This is a genomic window from Chitinivibrionales bacterium (genome assembly GCA_014728215.1).
Lineage (GTDB): Bacteria > Fibrobacterota > Chitinivibrionia > Chitinivibrionales > WJKA01 > WJKA01.
This window is the reverse complement of the sequence record WJLZ01000015.1, coordinates 1-21,480: the sequence shown is the minus strand read 5'-3', so window position 1 is coordinate 21,480 and position 21,480 is coordinate 1. Positions and strand designations below refer to the sequence as shown.

At 45.0% G+C, this 21,480-nt stretch carries 18 protein-coding genes; 13 read left to right on the top strand and 5 right to left on the bottom strand.

The genetic code is table 11. The features are described 5' to 3' along the window. Window positions 1-87: 87 nt before the first annotated feature. Window positions 88-1,002 (top strand): helix-turn-helix domain-containing protein, encoded by a 915-nt coding sequence (locus GF401_01100; protein MBD3343639.1) that lies wholly within the window; start codon window positions 88-90, stop codon window positions 1,000-1,002. Window positions 1,003-1,166: 164 nt separating this feature from the next. After that, window positions 1,167-2,093: a hypothetical protein gene (locus GF401_01095; protein MBD3343638.1), complete on the top strand. Its 927-nt coding sequence runs from the start codon at window positions 1,167-1,169 to the stop codon at window positions 2,091-2,093. Between the two features lie 54 nt (window positions 2,094-2,147). Here GF401_01095 and GF401_01090 read toward each other — a convergent pair whose 3' ends face one another. Further along, window positions 2,148-2,522: a hypothetical protein gene (locus tag GF401_01090; GenBank protein MBD3343637.1), complete on the bottom strand. Its 375-nt coding sequence runs from the start codon at window positions 2,520-2,522 to the stop codon at window positions 2,148-2,150. A 30-nt stretch (window positions 2,523-2,552) separates the two neighbouring features. On the opposite strand from GF401_01090, the gene GF401_01085 reads away from it, so the two are divergent. From GF401_01085 to GF401_01075, 3 genes are all read left to right on the top strand, one after another. After that, entirely contained in the window at window positions 2,553-4,472 is a 1,920-nt protein-coding gene (locus GF401_01085; GenBank protein ID MBD3343636.1) for an ATP-binding cassette domain-containing protein, read from the top strand. A gap of 165 nt (window positions 4,473-4,637) precedes the next feature. After that, window positions 4,638-6,089 carry a hypothetical protein gene (locus GF401_01080; GenBank protein MBD3343635.1) on the top strand — a complete coding sequence of 484 codons (1,452 nt, stop codon included), beginning with the start codon at window positions 4,638-4,640 and terminating at the stop codon, window positions 6,087-6,089. 624 nt (window positions 6,090-6,713) lie between these two features. After that, window positions 6,714-7,475 (top strand): hypothetical protein, encoded by a 762-nt coding sequence (locus GF401_01075; GenBank protein MBD3343634.1) that lies wholly within the window; start codon window positions 6,714-6,716, stop codon window positions 7,473-7,475. Here GF401_01075 and GF401_01070 read toward each other — a convergent pair. The 4 genes from GF401_01070 to GF401_01055 all read right to left on the bottom strand — a co-directional run bounded on the left by GF401_01070 (window position 7,472) and on the right by GF401_01055 (window position 11,412). Continuing rightward, window positions 7,472-8,305 carry a DUF1848 family protein gene (locus GF401_01070; protein ID MBD3343633.1) on the bottom strand — a complete coding sequence of 278 codons (834 nt, stop codon included), beginning with the start codon at window positions 8,303-8,305 and terminating at the stop codon, window positions 7,472-7,474. The two genes, GF401_01075 and GF401_01070, sit on opposite strands and share 4 nt — an antisense overlap. A gap of 102 nt (window positions 8,306-8,407) precedes the next feature. Next, window positions 8,408-9,400: a zinc-binding alcohol dehydrogenase family protein gene (locus GF401_01065; protein MBD3343632.1), complete on the bottom strand. Its 993-nt coding sequence runs from the start codon at window positions 9,398-9,400 to the stop codon at window positions 8,408-8,410. Beyond that, window positions 9,381-10,772 carry a hypothetical protein gene (locus GF401_01060; protein MBD3343631.1) on the bottom strand — a complete coding sequence of 464 codons (1,392 nt, stop codon included), beginning with the start codon at window positions 10,770-10,772 and terminating at the stop codon, window positions 9,381-9,383. The genes GF401_01065 and GF401_01060 overlap by 20 nt, the downstream gene beginning before the upstream one ends. 223 nt (window positions 10,773-10,995) lie before the next feature. Then, window positions 10,996-11,412, bottom strand: a complete 417-nt coding sequence (locus GF401_01055) for a YjbQ family protein (protein ID MBD3343630.1) — start codon at window positions 11,410-11,412, stop codon at window positions 10,996-10,998. 184 nt (window positions 11,413-11,596) lie between these two features. On the opposite strand from GF401_01055, the gene GF401_01050 reads away from it, so the two are divergent. From GF401_01050 to GF401_01015, 8 genes are all read left to right on the top strand, one after another. After that, a complete protein-coding gene (locus GF401_01050) occupies window positions 11,597-13,363 on the top strand; it encodes a DNA primase (protein MBD3343629.1) in 1,767 nt (588 codons plus the stop codon). Next, complete coding sequence (locus GF401_01045; GenBank protein MBD3343628.1) at window positions 13,360-14,895, top strand: sigma-70 family RNA polymerase sigma factor; 1,536 nt, start codon at window positions 13,360-13,362, stop codon at window positions 14,893-14,895. The genes GF401_01050 and GF401_01045 overlap by 4 nt, the downstream gene beginning before the upstream one ends. A gap of 596 nt (window positions 14,896-15,491) precedes the next feature. Continuing rightward, window positions 15,492-16,451 (top strand): sulfate adenylyltransferase subunit CysD, encoded by a 960-nt coding sequence (gene cysD / locus GF401_01040; GenBank protein MBD3343627.1) that lies wholly within the window; start codon window positions 15,492-15,494, stop codon window positions 16,449-16,451. Further along, the gene (gene cysN / locus GF401_01035) at window positions 16,451-18,352 is read left to right on the top strand and encodes a sulfate adenylyltransferase subunit CysN (GenBank protein MBD3343626.1); all 1,902 of its coding nucleotides are present in this window, start codon (window positions 16,451-16,453) and stop codon (window positions 18,350-18,352) included. Before cysD ends, cysN begins: the two co-directional genes overlap by 1 nt. Before the next feature lie 205 nt (window positions 18,353-18,557). Next, window positions 18,558-19,397, top strand: a complete 840-nt coding sequence (locus tag GF401_01030) for a PHP domain-containing protein (protein MBD3343625.1) — start codon at window positions 18,558-18,560, stop codon at window positions 19,395-19,397. A gap of 18 nt (window positions 19,398-19,415) precedes the next feature. After that, entirely contained in the window at window positions 19,416-19,748 is a 333-nt protein-coding gene (locus tag GF401_01025) for a nucleotidyltransferase domain-containing protein (GenBank protein ID MBD3343624.1), read from the top strand. A gap of 218 nt (window positions 19,749-19,966) precedes the next feature. After that, entirely contained in the window at window positions 19,967-20,908 is a 942-nt protein-coding gene (locus GF401_01020) for an oxidoreductase (protein MBD3343623.1), read from the top strand. Window positions 20,909-21,284: 376 nt separating this feature from the next. Then, the coding region (locus GF401_01015; protein ID MBD3343622.1) for an N-acetyltransferase at window positions 21,285-21,480 on the top strand (196 nt) is incomplete at its 3' end.

Sequence of the window (21,480 nt, the reverse complement as noted above, 5' to 3'; positions counted from 1 at the left end):
TAATGGTTGCTCAATTTCCATTATATATAAATGTAGCAGCATACATGCGGGTTTTCTACCTCGATCCTGCAAAAACATGACTGAAAATTGCAAAAAATAGCTATAATAAGGCAGCCATCAGATATTTTTAGTGATAATGACCAGCAAACCGCAAAAAGTGCCGATATCCCGGAATACTATCCCGAACAGGGGTTCTTTGGAGTCGGGTTCCGTAATAAGTGGAAAAAGCTTAAACAGCCGCATATCCATACCGGCCTCGAGATCGGGATGATTCTCAGCGGCAGAGGATGCATGTATCTGAACGGTGAGCATTTTCCTCTGAACGAAGGCGACCTGTACTCTACCGATGCCATGATACCCCATGGACATGAGACCGTCATCGATGCGCCGCTGCAGTTTATCTTCGCTTACCTGAATGCCGGTTCAATACTCTCTCTCGATCCGCACTCTCGAGACATCCTGCTTTTTCAGCCCTTTGTTGCGGTCCATTCCGGCATGGCTCCGGTTGTTGAAGGAACAAAAAAAGCTCAGGTGTGTCTGGAAACCGCACTCAAGGAATTTCAATCGGACTCACAATTTGCCGCAGTCCGCGCCTGGTCGCACATTCTGCCGGTTGTCATTTTGATTGCTGAAAAAGTATATTCCCGGATCAGGAAAAATATCGATAACGGATGGGTAAAGAAAAACAGGATGTTGACTGATGCAATTTCTTATATCCGCGGTAATTTCCGGCGAAAATTGACAATAAAAGAAATCGCCGGGATGTGCAATTGCAGTGAGTCAACACTTTCACATACGTTCTCCCAATCAACCGGCTCTTCGCCGATCGATTACCGCAATACACTTCGTATCGGTCATGCAATCGAACTGCTCTTTTCCACCGACCTGCCGCTGGTACGGGTAGCTGATGAATGCGGATTCAACTCCTATTCGCAGTTCCGGGAAATATTCAAACGAATGACCGGGAAACCGCCGGGCGAGTTTCGGGAAAGCGACAAATAAGAGTATTTTGAAGAAGGGGACGATGGCCGTTTAGTAGCTTAAGAGGCGTAGAGGGGGCCGGTTTCAAGGGTGCTTGAACTGCTATACTACCTCCATCCCTGAACGCATTCAGTTGCATAAAAACGCCCTTTGCTGCATAATTGAATACAATGACACCGAACCAAATGAGGATTTTCGCTTTCATTGCCTTTCAAGTTTTACTTCTGGAAGGTTCATCGTATGCAGCCGGCATTGCAAAAGCGCTGGGCCGACATGAATTCTATCTTGAGATAAATGATCCCTATTACGCTTCATGCGGACTCTATTTTGCCTTTGCCGACAGTGGAATTCCTCAGTTGACAGTACAAAATGAATCCGAAATCTACGGCTATTTCCTTAAAAACGTGCATAAGCCAAATGCCTTTTTAGTTGAAATCGGGATATATCCTGCCCAGCTTATCGGAGCGGGAATTAAATATGCCCGGCCAAAAACCTATGACAATGCTTCAGTCGCAGATATCAACTTTGTCGAAGCACTGACAACATCGATAAATTTTCCCGAGCCCTGGTCGATGTCTCTGTTTCTCGGGCATGTCGGCCGATTTGGCGGGGCCGACAACAGCTTTGAGGGTCGGGGGAATATCGGACTGCTGGTCAGTTATGGTAATTATCATATCAAGAGCAACAGTATCTATCCCGATCACTGGGGAGAAATCGAATTAAAACTGAAAATAGACAAGGGAGGAATCGGCCGTCGCTATGCCATGAGCTATCGGGTCGGGGCCCGGTTACATGCTCATGATGAGATAAAAAGCCTGTTCTATATTGGGCTACGCCGCGACCGTACCGATTTTAAAGAGGAACAATTTTCTTTGATAAAAAACACAAATTTTGAAATCCGTACCGATTTCGCTTTGGATACCCTGCAGTTCCAGAAGCTTGCCTGTGAAATCGGCAAAAAATATCCTTTCATACTGAAAAAGCATAAGCTTGCCATCGGACTGTCGGTTGGCTTTTCCTGGCTTGCCGCAAACCCTTACCATAGAAAACTCGGTGAGGGTTTCACTGATAATGAACCGGCACCAATACTACGCTTTCTGTTTGCGTTTTAGTGAGAAAAGGGGAAAAGTCGGTTATTCATCCATTCCTGATAGCCGATTAGCGTTTCATTCCTGATCTTCAAGCAACCACTCTATTGCTTTTTCTCGTGAGGAGAATACTCTGATTTTTTTCGATCCCGATGCGCTCATGATAAAATTAACAATTGCCCGGACATAGGGCCGTATTCCAAAGACGGCAAATTTATGAATGAATGGTTCTTTGAGTATATCATACAATTTTCTGCGGGCTTTTGAGGTGGCTTTGCCTGCATGTTCCGTATTGATCAGGACACATGCTTTATCAGGATTTGCGGTTTTTTTGCGAAGGGCATCAGATTCCTGCCTCAGTGGTAATGACAGATTATCATCAACGTCGCCGTAAATTGTCTGTTCAATTATTCTGTTTTCGCATAGCAGCTCAAGCTTAAATCGGTTTTCCATAGAGTTTTAAATATAATTATTTTTAAGGTAATGATTACTCTTAATGACCTCGAAAAGCAGTTCGGCTCCAAAATTCTCTTTGATACGATATCAGCCGCTATCAATCCTGTATATCGGACCGCTCTAATCGGGCCGAATGGGGCAGGAAAGACCGTTCTGATGAGAATTCTTGCAGGCGAAGAGATTCCCGACAATGGCTCGGTTACCGTGCCCTCGGATCTGCGTCTGGGGTATCTTCCCCAGGAAATGGCTTTTGATGAATCAGTGACCGTTTTGGCCCATGCACTTCGGCCCTTTAAAAAACTGCTTGAATACGAAAAAGAGATTGCCGCGCTCGATCTTTCTCACGATTCACCGGAGTATACAAAAAGCCTTCGGAAACTCGATGAAATCCAGACAAAAGTTAATATGCACGATGTTCATCGGCTTGAACCCAGGGCAAAGTCAATCCTTGGTGGGTTGGGTTTGGAAGAGAATGTCTGGCAGGAGCCCCTGCGCATCTTGTCGGGCGGGTTCAGGATGAGGGTTCAGCTTACCCAGCTTCTTCTTATCAATCCTGATTTTCTCATGCTCGATGAACCCACGAACTATCTGGATATGGATTCCCTGATCTGGCTGGAAAAGTTTTTAGGGAAATTCAAGGGCGGGATGCTGATTATAAGCCATGACAGAGATTTTCTCAATCGAATCACCCAATATACTGCCGAATTGTGTGCCGGGAAGCTCCTTATGGCCAAAGGAAATGTCGAGCAATTTTATGCATGGAAAGAGCAGGCTGATTTTGCCGAAGAACGGCGCATAAAAAATATCCAGGATAAAATCGCTCAGACAGAAACATTCGTTAAGAAATTCAAAGCAAAAAACACTAAGGCATCGCAGGCCCGATCAAAAATGAAACAGTTGGAACGGTTGAAGGAAGAGTTGCCGGCTGAAACCGCTGCAGGACCTCGGGAGGTTCGGATCCTTATTCCTCATGCAACACGATCGGGCTCTGTTCCGGTGAAATTGGAAAGTGCTGATATCGGGTATGAAGAGAAGACAATCTTTTCCGGAGCAAATGTAACGGTCACGCGAGGGGATAAAGTAGCGATAATCGGTCCGAACGGCGCAGGAAAATCAACATTGCTCAAGACAGTTGCCGGTGAATTGCCGCTGAAAAAGGGCAGAGTAACCTATGGACATAACACCGAAATCCGTTATTTCTCGCAGCACCGTCTCGATCAATTGAATCCATCGAAAAACCTCTTTGATACGATTGCAGATGTCTCGGGAAACAACGACCGGAATTCAGTTATGTCGGTCCTTGGTGCTTTTATGTTTAGCGAAGAGGAGGCGGCTAAGCAGGTGGAAGTACTTTCCGGAGGTGAAAAATCACGATTGTCGCTGGCATCGATTCTGGCCAACCCGGGAAACGTACTGCTTCTCGACGAACCTACAAACCATCTGGATATACAGTCGGTCGCCGCGCTGGGAAAGGCTCTACATACCTATAATGGTACCCTGCTTATCGTCTCTCACGATGAATACTTTCTTTCGCTTATTGCAAACAGAATTGTCGAAATACGGCCGGGTATTCTGCGGGATTTCCCTGGTTCGATAAAAGAATACCGTTCAAATATCGAACAGGGGTTTATCCAGGATCTCGATGAGGCGGAAAGCGACTCAAGCAGCAGCTCCGGAAACCAGGATATTTCCAAAGAGAAGCGTATTCAAAGAAGGAAAGAGCGCAAGCAACAGGAACGAAAAGTCGAAAAGCTTGAAAATGCTATTACCAATATTGAGCAGGAGATTGAAGAAATGCAATCTATTCTCCATAATCCCACTAATGCAACCGATTATGCAATGCTTTCGCAAACCGATATAAAGCTGAAAGACCTTCAAAAACAGCATGATACACTCCTGCAGGAATGGGAAACAGAGAGTAAGCGGCTCGAACCTGAGGATGCATAACAATTCCTTAATTATTTCCTCATTTTAACTAATAAATTGATATATATATTTAGTTGCACTCCGTCGTAAAAAATGACGGGGCTTTGGTCGGTTTTTGCATTTTTAGCCGGGAAAAGGCAAAAATATTCAAACAGAATTATATTCAGTTAAAGGAAGGAGCGTTGTATGAGTGCATATCGGTTTTTGGAAAAGTATTCATTTATCGGCGTCTTTGTATTCGCAATTCTGGTTTCAGGTGAAGCCGGCAAAAAGCCGTACAAGCTTATTTATGTTGACGGTCACATGCATACGCTGGAGTCTGATGGTTCAGGAACTATGGAGGATATCAAAGTCGCGGCGCTTAAGCGCGGGTTGGATGCCGTAATTGTCACCAATCATACAAAGCAAATCACGCTCGAGGAATGGGAGAACCTGAATGCTTTGAGTAACTCGCTTACGGATGAGAATTTTCTGATGATCAATGCATTCGAAGTTACCGGCAGTGAAGGCATGTTCAATCGTGACCATGTTCTTGCCTGGTTTGTCGATGATCCCTTTGTTGGCGATGATGCTCTTGAGCGTGCGCCCGAAGAAGTCTGGGAATCCCCGGGCAATCCGGCCGGCACTGGTCCGCTCTACCCCGAGAATATCACAAAGTGGACCGATTATATCCACGAACATGACGGTCTCGCTGTTCATGCCCATACATCGGGCACAACCAATCCGGTATATAATGTCGATTTTATCGAGGTCTTCAACCTGAGTCATGTCAAGGATGTTGCAGTCTATGCCACCATGATGGGTTATCCTTCCGACCAGGCCTCTCTGCTGGGCTTGATTTTCAACAATTTCGCCATTTATGGCGATCGCGATCTCTATACGCCGGTTGCCTTTGACGGATTTGAATATGATATTCCCTTACGGACTGCGCTTTTCTATGCCACCTTCAATTTTACCGGAACCGGAGAATATCTGGGAGTGCCCGAATCGGAACCGATCCGTTCCTGGGATAATTTACTTATGATGTATGTCAACGGGGAGCTCGATCGGCCCATATTCGGCGTTGCGAACAGCGATGCTCATAATACCTATAATATTGACGGAAGAGATTATGTTTCAAACCGGCAGGATGATACCTATGCCGATTACAGCGGTGATTATTCCGATGTTGGTGAAGTTAAAAATGGCGTCTTTATCAGAAAACTCACTAAAGGACAGTTAAAATCCGCACTCAAAAAAGGGCGATGTTTTGCCACAACAGGACCGTCAATGAATGTTACGGTGAACAAAAAAATGATGGGTCAGACGGCGAAAATTAAAGTGTTTAAAAATCAGAAACCCACGATTGCCATTGACGTTGAGTCGGATAGTCCTACAAGCATTATTGTAAAGATCGACATTATCAAAAATGGAGAATTTTTTGAAACCATCACTCCCTACCAGCCTTCATTTTCAACAGAACTTGTGGATCATGCCCTGGCTACCGATTGTTACTACCGGGTCGAAGTTACCGCTTTTGATATGGAAACAAATGCCTATTCATTCGCCTACTCAAATCCGGTATTTACCCGCTTGATTATCGATGAGGAAGGCATGGGTCGGGATGATGAGGGTGATGATGAAGAAGATGATATTTGATTAAGTTAATTTGTCCCCTTTGTATGTCAATTAGCCATTGAAAAATGCCTCAGCGGATTTGTTGTCCAGCTGAGGCATAATAATAGAATTTATTTTACGGATGTTTAAAGATAAAACATTAACGTGAATTCGGCAAACTGGTTTCCTAAACTGGTAAAGGAAGCATAATCCAAATCGGAATCCTCCGAATTAAAGACTCCCCAGCCATTTAAGAATCCTGCATAGACCGCGAAATGATCGGTAAAGAAATGCTCGATTCCCAGGCCTCCGGTAATTGAAATATTCCAGACTGAATGTTCATAGTCTTCTCTGTCGGGAGAATCATATTCATCTTTTTTTGATGCTTTCCAGTATCCGGCGCCGGCTTTTATTACAAGATTTGATTTTTCGGTTCTTACCGGTTTGATTCCTCCAATCCCATATTTGTCCGGTCGAATCGCTATCTCAATAGAATATTAAAATCATTTTAAGCGTTAAATAAATGTATGTTATTATATGTCGGGGACATTTATAACATGTTGATAATAAAGCATATATATGATATACTATTTATGTGGCAGGAGAAAAAAGACTAATAAAGCGCTTAAATTCTGCCGATAAACGTAATATATAAGGAGGCACCCTATGGATGATTCGGCACATTTTTTTGATCTTGAGCATAACGATGAAGAAAAGCGGGGCTTTTTCTTTCTGGACAATATTCTCAGGGCACGAATTGATCTCAATCTCGAAACCGGATGTAATGGTGAAAACGATGAAGCCATTAATGTTTATATCGCCGGTCTTTTGGAATCCATGACTCAGCCTGACGGGGTTTTAACAAGTAAACCATATATTTCCCCCTATGATGTTGATATTCGCCGATATCTGGAAAAAAATCCCGGCACAAGAAACGAGTTTGTCGTCTATAGGGATAATGCCGATTTTGGCCTGATGTCGATCAGTGTATTTCTGGGATATGAGCATGAGGGTTCATACTACCATAAAGTTTTCGCCGACAGAGATGAATCGGGCAGAATCGCCCTCTATTATAAACTGGCGGCAGGTGCGCTGACTCATTTGCAGAATTCCAGGGCGATTCTGGTAGATACATACTACTATATGGCTGATCATATGGATCAACTCGTAAAGATACTCCGTAAAGTCGCCGGAGATTATTTCGATTTTATCGAGCATATATCTAAAGGTAGTTTGTTTCACTTATCCAAAGAGGTGTGGGATATGGTTACTAATGAAAAGTACAAGAGCATCATTGATGATTTCCTGAAACTTTTTTCTGCCTATAAGAAAGAGAGAACGGATAAAAATAAAGAGCTTCTTGTAGAAAAGGCAGAAGAAATCAAAGCGCTTAATCCAACGTTTGCTTTTGACATATCGTCAATTTAGCGCTGAGGATTGGCGTAGCAGTAGAGGCATCCGTGGGCACAGGCAGGCCTGTATGAGCCGATATCTCTGCTTTGATAACAGCCGCATCCATTGCGGGTCGGCTTTTTCTTCGGGGCTTTATGCACCCCAAACCGGTCGGTTGATTTCAACAGCTCATTGTCGACACAATGGGCCTGCTTGATACCCGGAACCAGGTTGAGTATGTCTTCATTGCAGCAATTGTAAAGATTCATGCCTTCGCCGGCAGCAGCCTGCAGCATAATATGCGCAATATTTTCTTTTTCCGAACTTGTGAATTGTTCAAAAACAATACCGCGGCTGTGGACCTTTTTATAGAGAGTCATAAACGAGAAATAGCAGCGCGATATCCCTGTTTTGGCAACCTGTTTGATTATGGAATAAAAGGGGGTTTCATTTGTTCTAATTTTACCGGAAGAATCTCGATATTTACAAACAGGGTCGTATCTCCAGAGAACCCGTTCGGGACCGACCGAGTCGACCAGCCGTTTGAGTATTTCCAGCCGTTTGTGTAGTGGTGGTATATTCGATTCCAGGATCGGCGTATCGTTAATCGTAAAGTGAAAAATCACATTGTTATGCTTAAGGAGATCGTTGAATGATGGGTGTTCAATAAAATAACCGAAATTTTTTGACCAGAATATGTAACCGAGAACATGCTCGGGTTTCAGGGAGACGGTATAGGACTTTCCATAGCCTCCGTCGTAGGAGATCTCCCCCTTTTCAAGGGCCGAAAAAAAATCCCTGAAAAAAAAACGAGGCAGATCGTTGCGCCGGGATGCAGAAATGTATTGAGGTGACGAAGGAGGCATACCCTAAAAATAAAATTCTTGCTGAAGAAATTTCCATGGAATACACAGAATTACATTGAATTTCAATCGGGGGGATCAGGCAGGAAAATGAAATAAAACGTGTCATCGCGAGTTGATATTCAGCACCCCTGCCCCATTAATTTTCCCACTCCGCAGGTCATTGAGGGCATCGTTGCCATTTTCAAGAGGGTAGGGAGTAATTTCGGTCGTGATCGGAAATTGAGCGGCGATATCGAAGAATTCTTCACCGTCTTTGCGGGTAAGATTGGCGACCGATTTGATGGAGCGCTCCTCCCAGAGGAGGCGATAGGGAAATGAGGGGAAATCGCTCATGTGAATCCCGGCACAGATTACTGTTCCGCCCGGCGCAATAGTTTTTAATGCCGCCGGTACCAGAACGCCTGCGGGGGCGAAAATAATGGCAGCGTCGAGTTCGGCCGGTGGTAGCTCATCGGAACCGCCGGTCCAGACAGCGCCCAGCTTTTTTGCAAAGTCCTGCGCTGAAATGTCTCCCGGTCGGGTAAAGGCGAAGACCTCTCTGTTTTGATGACGAGTGATCTGGATCAGAATATGAGCGGCAGCACCGAAACCGAAAAACCCCACCCGTTTTGCCTCGCCGGCCATCCGGAGCGATCGATAGCCGATCAAGCCGGCACAGAGCAGTGGGGCCGCATGAAGACTATCGTAACTGTGGGGAATCGGAAAACAGAACCGTTCATCGGCAACCGCATATTCGGCGTACCCGCCGTTGAGCGTATAGCCGGTAAATTTTGCATAAGGACAAAGGTTTTCCCTCCCACTTGTACAGTAACGGCATTTCCCGCACGACCACCCCAGCCAGGGAACGCCAACGCGATCACCAACAGATAAGTGAGTAACACCTTCTCCAACGGCAGTAACCGTGCCGATAATTTCATGGCCGGGAATCAGGGGGATTATGGGGTTCGGCAGTTCACCGTCAACAATATGAAGATCGGTGCGGCAGACCGCACAGGCATGCACAAACAAAAGAACCTGCCCGAAGGCAGGTTCCGGTTTATCGATATTCTCAAGTTTCAGTGGTTGGCCGGGGCCCTTAAAAATCAAAGCCTTCATCGGTATCGGTCGTCCCTCCGGCTTCGGTTGATGTTTCAGTCGAGGTATCGTAACTCGGTGTGCTACTTGAAAAGTCGCTTGCACCACCATAAGATCCGCCGCCAAAATCTACAGTAACTGTGGCTTTTACAAAATCATTACCGCCGGAATTATAGGTCCCCTGAACAAGCTTGAATGCATTGAGAATTGCAGCGGGAGCAATCTGAAGGTCGAACTGGAAAACACTTTTGGTTACGCCCATACCAAGATAAGCATCCAAACCGCTTCTAACAGCAGTGTTTTTGACTCTGAGCTTGTATTCATTGGAAGCTGAATCTCCACTCTCATGCTCGATTTGCTCTAAAACTCCATAGAGTAAACCACAGCGGGCCTGAATGGCATCAAGACGCTTAAGGGTGCTCCATTCTTTTTCGACTCCACCGGCAATTAATAGGTAGAGGGTATTGTCAAGTGTTTTCTTGTTTGTATAGGTGATTTCATCCGGAGCATCCCGGTCAAAAACTATCCCTCCCGCTATCATAATGCCGGTTAATACTTCATGTTCGATTATTTCCCGTGTAATACCGGTATAAGCACCAATATCGGCTACAAAATGATTTGAACCGGTTGTGGTATCATCAAGGTTCGTTTCTGAGGTGACGGTCTTCCCGAACGTCGCTAATCCACCCTCGAATCCAATATACAGATCATGTACGGATATCGGAAGAGTTATTTCCCATCCAGCGTCAAGATCAAGAGCGGGAAATTCTGATTTGATGGTCTTTTCATAGGTATAGCTCGAATCGCCGCTTATTTCTTGCAGGGTATCAGACTTAAAACCAGGGAAACTTGATTTAATCCAGAGATCCATATCCATCATCTCTGGAAGATTAATGCCAAATCTGAAACCTGGATTCATTAATGTGCTTTTATGAGTTGTCGTTAGGTTGCTATTCGTTCCATCATTATCGAAATCACGCGTATCTTCTTCCTTGGATTTAAAAATAGCACGCTCCCAGTACAGGTCCAATCCAAGTTGAACTGCTTCAAAGTCCATTCCGAGCAGGAGGTGAGGTATTGGATCAAGACTCAATGGCGATGAAAAATCAGAGAGTATTCTGGAATTTGCAACAGTCTGGTCATCATACCACAATCCGACCCGTAGTAAATCTCCAATTCCTTTTACTACGATTGCCGGGCCGACCGAACCATCGTAGGTAACCTGCACGGCATCCACATAATCGCAGACATCGGCGGGATTGGTAAGGATATCGACCATATCACCGATAACGGTTGTTCCGCCCAGTGCATCACGACGGGCATTCTGAGCAACGGCAAGGCTGGCGATAACCATAAGCAGTATCCCCGCCGCACCGGTTTTCTTGAGAAGCATGAAAAAACCTCCTGAAAAAGATTAAATAATAAAAAATTCGATAAAAATCCGGTCCCGAATCTTTATAAATAATTAATATGTTCAATAAATACAATAAAAATATGAAATTGCAATTTTTTTTCTCTTCCGAACTCTGAGCCTCTTACGCCTCATAAAAGATAAACGACTTCTTCCGAGGGGTTGTGGGCGCCGAGTATTCGAAAGTCATATATCCTCTAACCCCTCACTCTCCCATCACCTGCACAAAAACTTTCCTCGAGCGGGGATGATTGTCGTGGTCGATAACCACAATCTGTTGCCAGGTGCCCAAAACGACAGAGCCTTCATGCACCGGTGCGGTTATACCGGGGCCCATGAAGGTTGCCCGGATATGGGAATAGCCGTTGTCATCTCCCCAGGTCTGGGAATGGCGGGTATGCATAGCCCGGGAGGCGAATTTTTCCAGTTGATCCTGAAAATCGGCGACGAGCGCGGGTTCGTATTCGATTGTAGATATCGATGCAGTTGAGCCGACAGCAAAGACATTGACCAGGCCTTCGGTGATAGATGATTCACGAACAATATCCTCTATTTCACTGGTGATGTTTCGGATATCCGAATCACCTTTTGTCTGAAAAGATATGCTTTTTCCAAATACCATGAACTCTCCTTGTAATTAAATGTGTTACCCGGCATATAGTAGATATACACTAAAGCAAATATACTATTTTGAATTTACACATTTTATCAGGTATTTTAAGCTTTGTCACAGCGCTGCAGTTAATTGTTAATTCAAATTTTTTTAAATTGCTGAGACGGTTCGAGAGTTTCCGGTTATACGCTCAATGAATGCAGTTCATTCTCCATATGATGATCAGGTAAAGGAAGAGATCCGCAGCAGGATCGATATTGCGGCTTTTATCGGCCGCTATGTCAAATTGAGGTCTGCCGGGAGGAATATGAAAGGACTCTGTCCCTTTCATAAGGACAAAGATCCTTCGTTCAATGTTAATTCCGATAAAGGCATTTATCACTGTTTCGGGTGCGGCAAGGGCGGCGACATCTTCTCTTTTCTTATGGAGATAGATGGACTTACATTCCCTGAAGCGCTCAGGCAGCTTGCCGATGAAGCCGGTGTTGCGCTTCCGGAGCGTCATTCACCTTCAGTTCAACAGAGCCCAAAATTTCCCTCAAAAACAGAAATGCTTGCATTAAATGAAACGGCGATGCGGTTTTATTACAGCCGGATTAAAAGTAATCCTCAGGCTGTTGAATTTTTCAAAAAACGTGGGCTCACCGCTGAGGTGGTCAGAGAATTCAAATTAGGGTATGCTCCGCCCGGGTGGCGGTCATTTGCTGATTTTGCCGTATCACGGGGGGTATCGGAGTCTGCACTTCTGGCCTGTGGGCTTGCATCGAGCAAATCGGAAGGATCGCAGGCCTATGATCGCTTCCGTAATCGGATTATCTTTCCCCTCACCGACATTACCGGAAAACCTGTTGGATTTGCGGGCAGGAGTATGGATAATGAAACCATGCCGAAGTATCTCAATTCACCTGAAACACCTGTTTATCGCAAAAGTAGATTTTTATATGGAATAGACAAAGCCCGGAATGCAATCAAAGAACTGGATTATGTTTTGATTGTTGAAGGGTATATGGATTTTCTTGGCCTCTACCAGAGAGAAATAAGAAATTGTGTTGCAACCTCGGGAACTGCTCTTACCCCTGAGCACGTTTCCGTTATCCGTCGGTTTACTAAAAATCTTGTTTTCGTTTTTGACGGCGATCAGGCGGGTATGACTGCTGCAGAGAGAGCAACTTTTACTATCGCTCCCTTTGATGTTGACGCCCGGGTGCTGGTTCTTCCGACCAATGAAGATCCCGATACCTATATACAGAAAAAGGGGAAAGACAGTTTTCTTACGCTTGTTAAAGCGGCACAGGATTCAATTGAATTTGTGATTAACAAAGCTATTGCCGATCATAACGGTCGTACTCCCCGGGGAAAGTCGGAGGTCATTAATCACTGCAGGCCTCTTTTTGAATCCATAAAAGATACCATCGTGCGAAGTTCGTGCATAAAGCAACTCGCTGAAACACTTGATATCGATGAAAGAATTGTCTATAGCAAAATAAAAAATCGGAAAGAGACTTCCCCGGACCCAAACACAGCCCGAAAGACTGCGGTAGATTTCCTTCAAACACTTGAAGGAAACTTTATTCGGCTTATATTTTTTAATCCACAGCTTATCACTATGGCTAGGGAGAGAATTACACCGGAAAGTCTTACGGATCAATTCTCCGCTAATTTATATTCTATTATACTCACAGTTTATACCCAGAGTGGAAAACTTGATCAGTGTATCAGCAGAGCAGAGGATCCTGAAACAAAAACAATCTTTTCTTTATTGGCGGTTTATCCTGTATCGGAAGAAAATGCAGAGGAAGAGCTTTTTCATACCATGAAAAAACTGGAAATAAAGTATCTTCGTAATAGTGCACGGCAAAATCGCAAGAAAATGGAGAATAATCCCGGGCAGCGTGCTGCTCTTCTGGAAGAAAACAATAGAATTATGTCTCAAATAAACCGGTTAGAAAAAGGCTCATGACAAAAAAAAGCTCTTCGGCCCTTAATGCACGAACTGAAAAACGGCTTCATAAGCTGGCAAAATTGCAGGGATTCGTTACCGATGTTCAGGTAGATGAACTAACCACGTCGGATAGCCAACGCTCTCTTATAATCCAGCACCTCAAGGATAATGATATTACCTTGAATACGCTGGTCTCTCCTAAAGAGGCGGCGGCACCGGTTGCCCGCACAAAACGTGTGGCAGGGGTCAGAAAACAGCCTCGATATTCCGATCCTACCTGGGTGTATCTGAATACGGTTGGAAGAGTTCCTTTGCTTTCACGAGACCAGGAAGCCGCCTATGCCAAAGAAATGGAATCGGCGCAAAGTAAGTTGTTCGAAATGGCGTTCAGCTCATCGATCGCCTTTGAGAGCCTTTATCGTATTGGTGACGAATTCAAGCGTAACGAAATTGAATGTATTAATGTTCTGCAAATCGAAGAAGAGCAGTATTCTAATCAGAATGATTTTGAAGAGCTTCGAAACAATTTCCTCAAAACAATATCCTCAATAAAACGCAAAGAAAAAACAATTAAAAGCCTCAAAGAAGATCTTAAAAAAACCAGTTCAAAAACAAAAAAACAGCAGCTTGAGGAAAAAATTGAATCGGTAAGTCTGGATACGGTCGGTTTATGCCGTCAGTTGAATCTCAATTCAAAGCAGATACAACATATTCTGACCAAGTACAAGAATTCGCTTATGGCCGAAGGTCGCGATGAAGAACTGGATGAATTCGAGCAGTGGGAAGAAAAACGGAATAAGGCCAAATGCGCCATTATTGAAGCTAATGTCCGTCTGGTTGTAAGTATTGCCAAAAAATATATCCTCCGGGGAATGGAAATAATCGATTTGATTCAGGAAGGAAATCGGGGGCTTATCAAGGCTGTCGAAAATTTCAACTACAAAAAGGGATATAAATTCAGCACCTATGCTACCTGGTGGATACGACAGGCGATATCAAGGGCGATTAACGATAAGTCGAAAACTATCCGAATTCCCGCAAACACTCTTGAGCTCGTTAACAAAACTATCCGTTTCTGTAAAAAATGGGTTACCGAATATGGATCTGAGCCTACGCATGAAGAGATTGCTGATGCTCTTGGGTATTCGATTTCAAAGGTAAGAAGAGCTCTGGAGTATTCATTAGATCCGATTTCTTTAGATATGGAGATCGGTAATGACGGCAGTTCAACGGTCGGTGAATATATCGAAGATACAAAAGCTGAAGATCCCTCTCAGCGTGTTTCACTACTCACGCTTCGGGAGAATATCTCTAAAGTACTCGATTCGCTTCACAGCAAAGAAAAAGAGATCCTGGTGATGCGTTTTGGTCTTGATGATGGGCGGATTAAGACGCTCAAAGAGATCGGAGAAGCTTTTAACATTTCACGGGAGCGGGTCCGCCAGATTGAAACCAAGGCCCTGAGCAAACTGAAACATCCAAGCCGGACACGGCAACTGTCTGCCTGGAAAGAAGAACGGGAGCAAGGATTTGCCGACAGCGAATATTAAAATCTGAATATCCGGGACAGTTCTGAAGCGCTTGTGAAGACATCCCGGAGAAAACCTCCATTACCACATCACATAATCAAATATTCGCATATTTTTAGTTACCTTTAATTAAAATATTCCTTCAATCTTTCTCTTGCAATGACTATTTCTGAATTATATAATTGTATTTTCAAGGTAATAGCAACCTACTGTGGTTTCTTCGGTTGCAAAAAACACTTCAAGTAATATCGATAGTATCGGCAAAGAAGCTGAGCATAGCAGTGGCTAATTAAGTGTTAACGAGAATATAGAAGTTTTTCCTCCGTATTCTCTTCCATAATCGGATTGCCGCTTTCAAACCGTACCGCCGACAGGGGAAAGGTGCGCTCTGACCAGATAACGGTGTCATCTTTTTAATGTGTATTATTATTCAGAGAGTAATATTCTTTTGTCAAACCCTCATGAATTTGCAACACAAATTCAAATAAAATTTAATCGATACGATAATTGTATTTATTTATTTTAATAACTTTTCTGAGATTTACTCAGGTAAGCAATACAACCTATTTTTAGATTATTTTCACACAACTTTTAATTGAAGAGGAGCGGTACCGTTAATGCAACCGACTGCTGATATGCAAAAACAGAACGCTGGTTCCTATGATCTGGTCTATCTCAAGCAGCTGGAATCCGAATCGATTCATATCATGCGTGAAGTAGTTGCCGAGTTTAAAAATCCGGTTATGCTCTATTCTGTGGGAAAAGATTCGAGTGTCATGCTCCGTCTTGCCCAAAAAGCCTTTTATCCGGGAAAGATTCCCTTTCCTCTTATGCATGTTGATACAGGGTATAAATTCCCCGAGATGTATGAATTTCGTGATAATTATTGCAAAGAGATCGGCGCCAATCTGATTGTGGAACGGAATGAAGAATGGATCGAAAAGGGTGCTCATCCTACCCGGCTTGGAAACGATAAATGCTGCTGGTATTTGAAAACGCAGGGGCTTCTGGAAGGATTACGCAAGCATGAGTTTGATGCTGCCTTTGGCGGTGCGCGGCGGGACGAAGAGAAATCCCGGGCCAAGGAGCGTATATTTTCTTTACGCGATGAGTTCGGCCAGTGGGATCCGAAAAACCAGCGTCCCGAATTATGGAATATCTATAATGCGAGAATCAACGACGGCCAGTCGGTACGGGTATTTCCCCTCAGTAACTGGACCGAATTCGATATCTGGACCTATATCAAAGTCGAAAACATTCCCATCGTTCCGCTCTATTTTGCCCGGGAACGAAAAGTCGTGGAACGGAAAGGGATTTTGATCCCGGTCTATTCCATCGATACGGTGGATCCCGATTCAAAAGTAGATGTGAGTGAATCTGAGATCACAACAATGTCGTGCAGATTTCGCAGTTTAGGATGTATTCCCTGCACCGGTGCGATTCCTTCCACGGCGCACACCATTGATGAAATCCTTGCCGAGGTTGCCGCTGCAAAAAAATCGGAGCGGGAGAATCGGGTCATCGATCTCACCAGTGATTCATCGATGGAACAAAAAAAGAAGGAAGGTTATTTCTAATGGCAGAATCCAAGAAAACGCTTCTGCGGTTTACCACAACCGGGAGTGTGGATGACGGTAAGTCAACATTGATTGGTCGGCTGTTATACGAAACCAAATCGATATTTGAAGATCAGTTTGCTGCAGTAGAAAAGACATCGAAAAAACGGGGGCAGGAAGAGGCCGATCTTGCTCTTCTTCTGGACGGCCTTGCCGCCGAGCGGGAGCAGGGGATTACCATCGACGTAGCCTACCGGTATTTTGAGACAACCAACCGGAAGTTTATTATCGCCGATACGCCGGGGCACGAGCAGTATACGCGGAATATGATCACGGGTGCATCAACCGCCGAACTGGCAATCATTCTTGTCGACGCCCGCAATGGGGTCATGACCCAGTCAAAGCGGCATGGTTTTCTGGTCTCCCTCCTTCAGATCCCCCATATGATCGTTGCGGTCAATAAGATGGACCTTGTCGACTATTCCCAGCAGGTGTATGATGATATTGTTGACGAATACAAGCGATTTTCTCAGAAGCTTGATATTCATGATATCACCTTTATCCCCGTGTCCGCGCTCAAGGGAGATAATGTTGTCGAGCGAAGTCCGAATATGCCCTGGTATGATGGGTTCACATTGCTTCATTATCTCGAAAATGTTCATGTTATGGCCGATAAAAACCTGATCGATTTCAGGTTCCCGGTCCAATATGTGGTACGACCGCATCTTGACTTCAGGGGTTATGCCGGCATGGTTGTTTCGGGGACAATTTCGCCCGGTGAAAAGGTCCTTGCGCTGCCGTCGGGAAAAACCTCCTCGGTAAAAGAGGTTGTTACCTATGACAGTAATTTGAAAGAAGCCTTTGCATCTCAATCGGTGGTCCTGACATTGAACGATGAAATCGATGTCAGCCGGGGCGATATGATCGTGCGGAAGAATAATTTGCCCACGGTGAGTAATCATTTCGAAGCGATTTTATGCTGGATGGATGAAAAGCCCTTTTCATTAAAAACCCATTATATTCTCAAACATACCAGCAGGAGTGTCAAGGCATCGGTATCGAAACTGAACTATCGGATCAATGTTAACACGCTGCATCGGGAACAGGCCGATACCTTTCATCTTAATGAAATCGGACGGGTAGAGATTACCACTTCCCAGCCGCTGTTCTTTGATTCCTATAAGTCAAACCAGGCTACCGGCTCATTCATTCTTATCGACCCTGTAACGAATCTGACTGCTGCAGCAGGCATGATAAGGGGACCGGTCAAGGAGCTTGACGAAGTAATACGTATCGCCCATCAGGATGAGCATGGACGCCGCCATTCATCCAATGTGACCTGGCAGGGACAGACCATTTCGCAGGAAGCCCGCGAGTTGCGTAACGGCCACAAGGCTGCGGTACTCTGGTTGACCGGCTATTCGGGAGCAGGGAAATCAACGGTTGCAAAGGCGCTTGAGAAAAAGCTGTTTGATACCGGCTGTCAGACCATGCTCCTTGATGGTGATAATATCCGGCATGGCCTGTGCGGCGATCTTGGATTTTCCGAAAAAGACCGGAATGAAAATATCAGACGGGTCAGTGAAGTTGCCAAACTCTTTTACGAGAATGGACGGATCGTTCTCTGCACCTTCATTTCTCCCTTGAAAACCCAGCGCAATTTCGCCCGTTCCATTATACCCGAAGGCCGCTTTTTTGAAATCTTTGTTCGTTGTGATCTTTCCGTCTGCAAACGGCGGGATCCCAAAGGTTTGTATAAAAAAGCCGACAGGGGTGAAATCAAAGATTTTACCGGAGTATCTTCACCCTACGAAGAACCCGGAAATCCGGAAATAACCGTTGAAACCGACCTCCGAAGTGTCGATGAAATTGTCGAAGAAATTATTGACAAGTTGATAGAAGCGAAAATACTTGAACACTGATGGTGAAAAAAGATTGGAGACAAGGAGAGAGACAACGATTTGAGAGGTTGAGGCTGAGGTTGAGGTTAAGAAAAAAAATGTTGAATTCTGACCGTTGCACTCCATTATCGTCATTTGTTATTCTCATTTTTAACTTTCGACCTTTAACTTTTGATTCTCTTTTCTCAAAACCGGTTTCCTAACTTTGACCCTGAGATCCTTGCTCATGCCTATCGACCTCCACACCCATTCAAATGAATCGGACGGATCGTATTCCGTCGAAGATCTCGTTGCCTTTGCAGTTCAACAGGGGCTTACCGCCCTCGGGCTGACCGATCATGACACCACTGCTGGACTCGAGCGGTTTGTTCGTGCCGCGCAGGCGCAGGGAATCACGCCTTTTCCCGGAGTTGAAATTTCGGCCGAATGGAAATCGGGGAACTGTCACATTGTCGGGTACGGCGTTTCACCCGGTTATGCACTATTAGAAAAGATGCTTCAGGAGACCAGGGACAGCCGTGATTTTCGCAATGAACGGATTATTTGTAAGCTCAATGAAGCCGGGGTCGATATTTCGCTCGAAGAAGTCTCTTCGCTGGCTGGTGGTGATGTCGTGTCTCGTCCCCACATGGCCCGCAAAATGTTGGAAAAAGGGTATGTTGCATCGGTGCAGGAAGCCTTTGATACGTATCTTGCCAAGGGCGCACTCGGCTATGTCGACCGGTTCAGGCTGGAACCCAATAAAGCGGTCGAGCTTCTTTGTGAGGTCGGCGCAACAGTTGTCCTGGCCCACCCTTCTCAGTGCAGGCTCGAGCCTGAGGACCTGAAAAAATTCGTAAAGCAGCTTACCGATGCCGGACTCGGCGGAATAGAGGTTTACACACCATACACCTCGGATTCACAACTGCCGCAGTATATGGATATCGCCAAGGCTTTTGACATTACAATCACCGGCGGTTCCGATTTCCATGGCGCAAGCAAGCCCACTCATAAGCTGGGATACTATCGGGACAATACGCTTATTCCCGATTCATGCAGCGAAGGGCTTTTGAAAATTTCCGCATGATTCATCGGTTTTTATAACATGCAACAGTCTGCTCAGCTACATTCAAAAAACACAGGGTTGTCCGATTCTCACCGAAGGATACTTACAGAGATAATAAAAAAGTATCTTCGTGACAAAAGCTGCACGGTTTATCTTTTCGGTTCCAGGGCAAAAGGAACTCATGTCCGATCATCGGATATTGATATTGCAGTCGCCTCAGATGAGGCCATAGATCGGGAATTGTCATTGATTCGTGCGGAATGCGAAGAGAGCAATCTGCCGTATACTGTCGATGTCGTCGATTTGTCAAAAGCGGGTGAAACAATGCGCAGGGGCGCTCCGGAAGAAGGTGTGGTGCTATGGAAAAGCTGAAACTCCAGATTGACTTGTGCACAAAAGCGGTTGCGACACTCAGGGAGATTCTCGAAGAACCATACAGTGTGATTGTAAGGGATGCTGCGATTCCCCGAAATCATGCTTCAGGAATATTTTAAAAGTCGGTATCATAGATGAAAATCAGGCGGAACAATTGCTGATGATGACCGATGACAGACATTTGACCTCTTACCCAAAAAGGATAGTCTACCCCCATGGCCAAACATTTTGCTCTCACCGGCGCGGCCGGATATATCGCACCCCGTCATTTAAAAGCAATCAAGGAGACGGGCAATGAACTGATTGCAGCCTGTGACCCGAACGATTCGGTTGGCATACTGGACCGGTATTTTTTCGATGTCAGCTTTTTCAAGGAATTCGAACGGTTCGACCGTCACCTGGAAAAACTTCGCCGAAGACACGAAGCAATCGACTATCTGACTATCTGTTCGCCCAATTATCTTCACGATGCGCACATTCGCCTGGCGCTGCGGTTAGGCGCCGACGCCGTCTGTGAAAAACCTCTGGTAATCAATCCCTGGAATATCGATGCTCTCGAGGAATTAAGTGAAGAGTTTGGTAAAAAGATCCATTGTATTCTTCAGTTAAGAACGCACCCGTCAATTATCGCGCTCAAGCAGAAAATCGAGAAAGAGAGCAATGGCGATAAGCACGATATCGATTTGACCTATATCACTTCACGGGGGAAATGGTATCTGGTTTCCTGGAAAGGGAATGTAACCCAGTCGGGTGGGTTGGCAACCAATATCGGGGTCCATTTCTTTGATATGCTGATCTGGATATTTGGTGAGGTGGAAGGGTATGAAGTTCATGCTGCCGATGAAAAAACGATCAGCGGGTATCTGGAACTGCAACGGGCGCGGGTAAAATGGTATTTATCGATAGATAAGACGAATATGCCGGATTCAATCAAAGGAAATGGACAGAGTACGTTCCGTTCGGTTACGGTTGACGGTTCAGAAATCGAGTTCTCGGGCGGTTTTACCGATCTGCATACCCGGGTGTACGAACGGATACTAGACAACAGGGGTTTTGGTCCCGAAGACTGCAGGGCATCGATACAACTGGTCCATGATATCCGTCATGCAGAGCCCAAGGGAGTGAAAGAGCATTCGCACCGGTTGCTGAGGGCGTAAGAGGTTTTACCCACGGAACACGCGGAAAAGACACGGAAAGAAGATGGGCACAGATTGGCACAGATGATATGAGATAAATGAAGAATATTGAACAAAGAACAAGGAATTTCGAAGGGGAAGAGGAATACAAAATTTAAAACACACATTTTTGTAGATGGATAGAATATTTGGATACACGCTTGTCTTTCCCACCCGAAATTTTCTAATCTGCTAAAATCAGCACAATTAGCGTTATCAGCGTTCTATTCTTTTTCCCCACGGAACGCGCGGAAAGGCACGGAAAAAAGAAAGGGTTCAGGGTTCAGCATAAAGCAGGATAATAGATTGTAATCCCAATACTCCACCACTCCATCACTCCACTCCACCAATCATAACTATGAACTATTTCAAACATGAATCAGCCTATGTGGATGAGCCCTGTGAAATCGGTAACGGCACGAAAATCTGGCATTTTTCCCATGTGATGAAGCAGGCGAGAATCGGGAGGAACTGTATTTTAGGCCAGAATGTAAATATTGCCGGCAATGTGGTGATCGGGAACAATGTGAAAATCCAGAATAATGTCTCGGTGT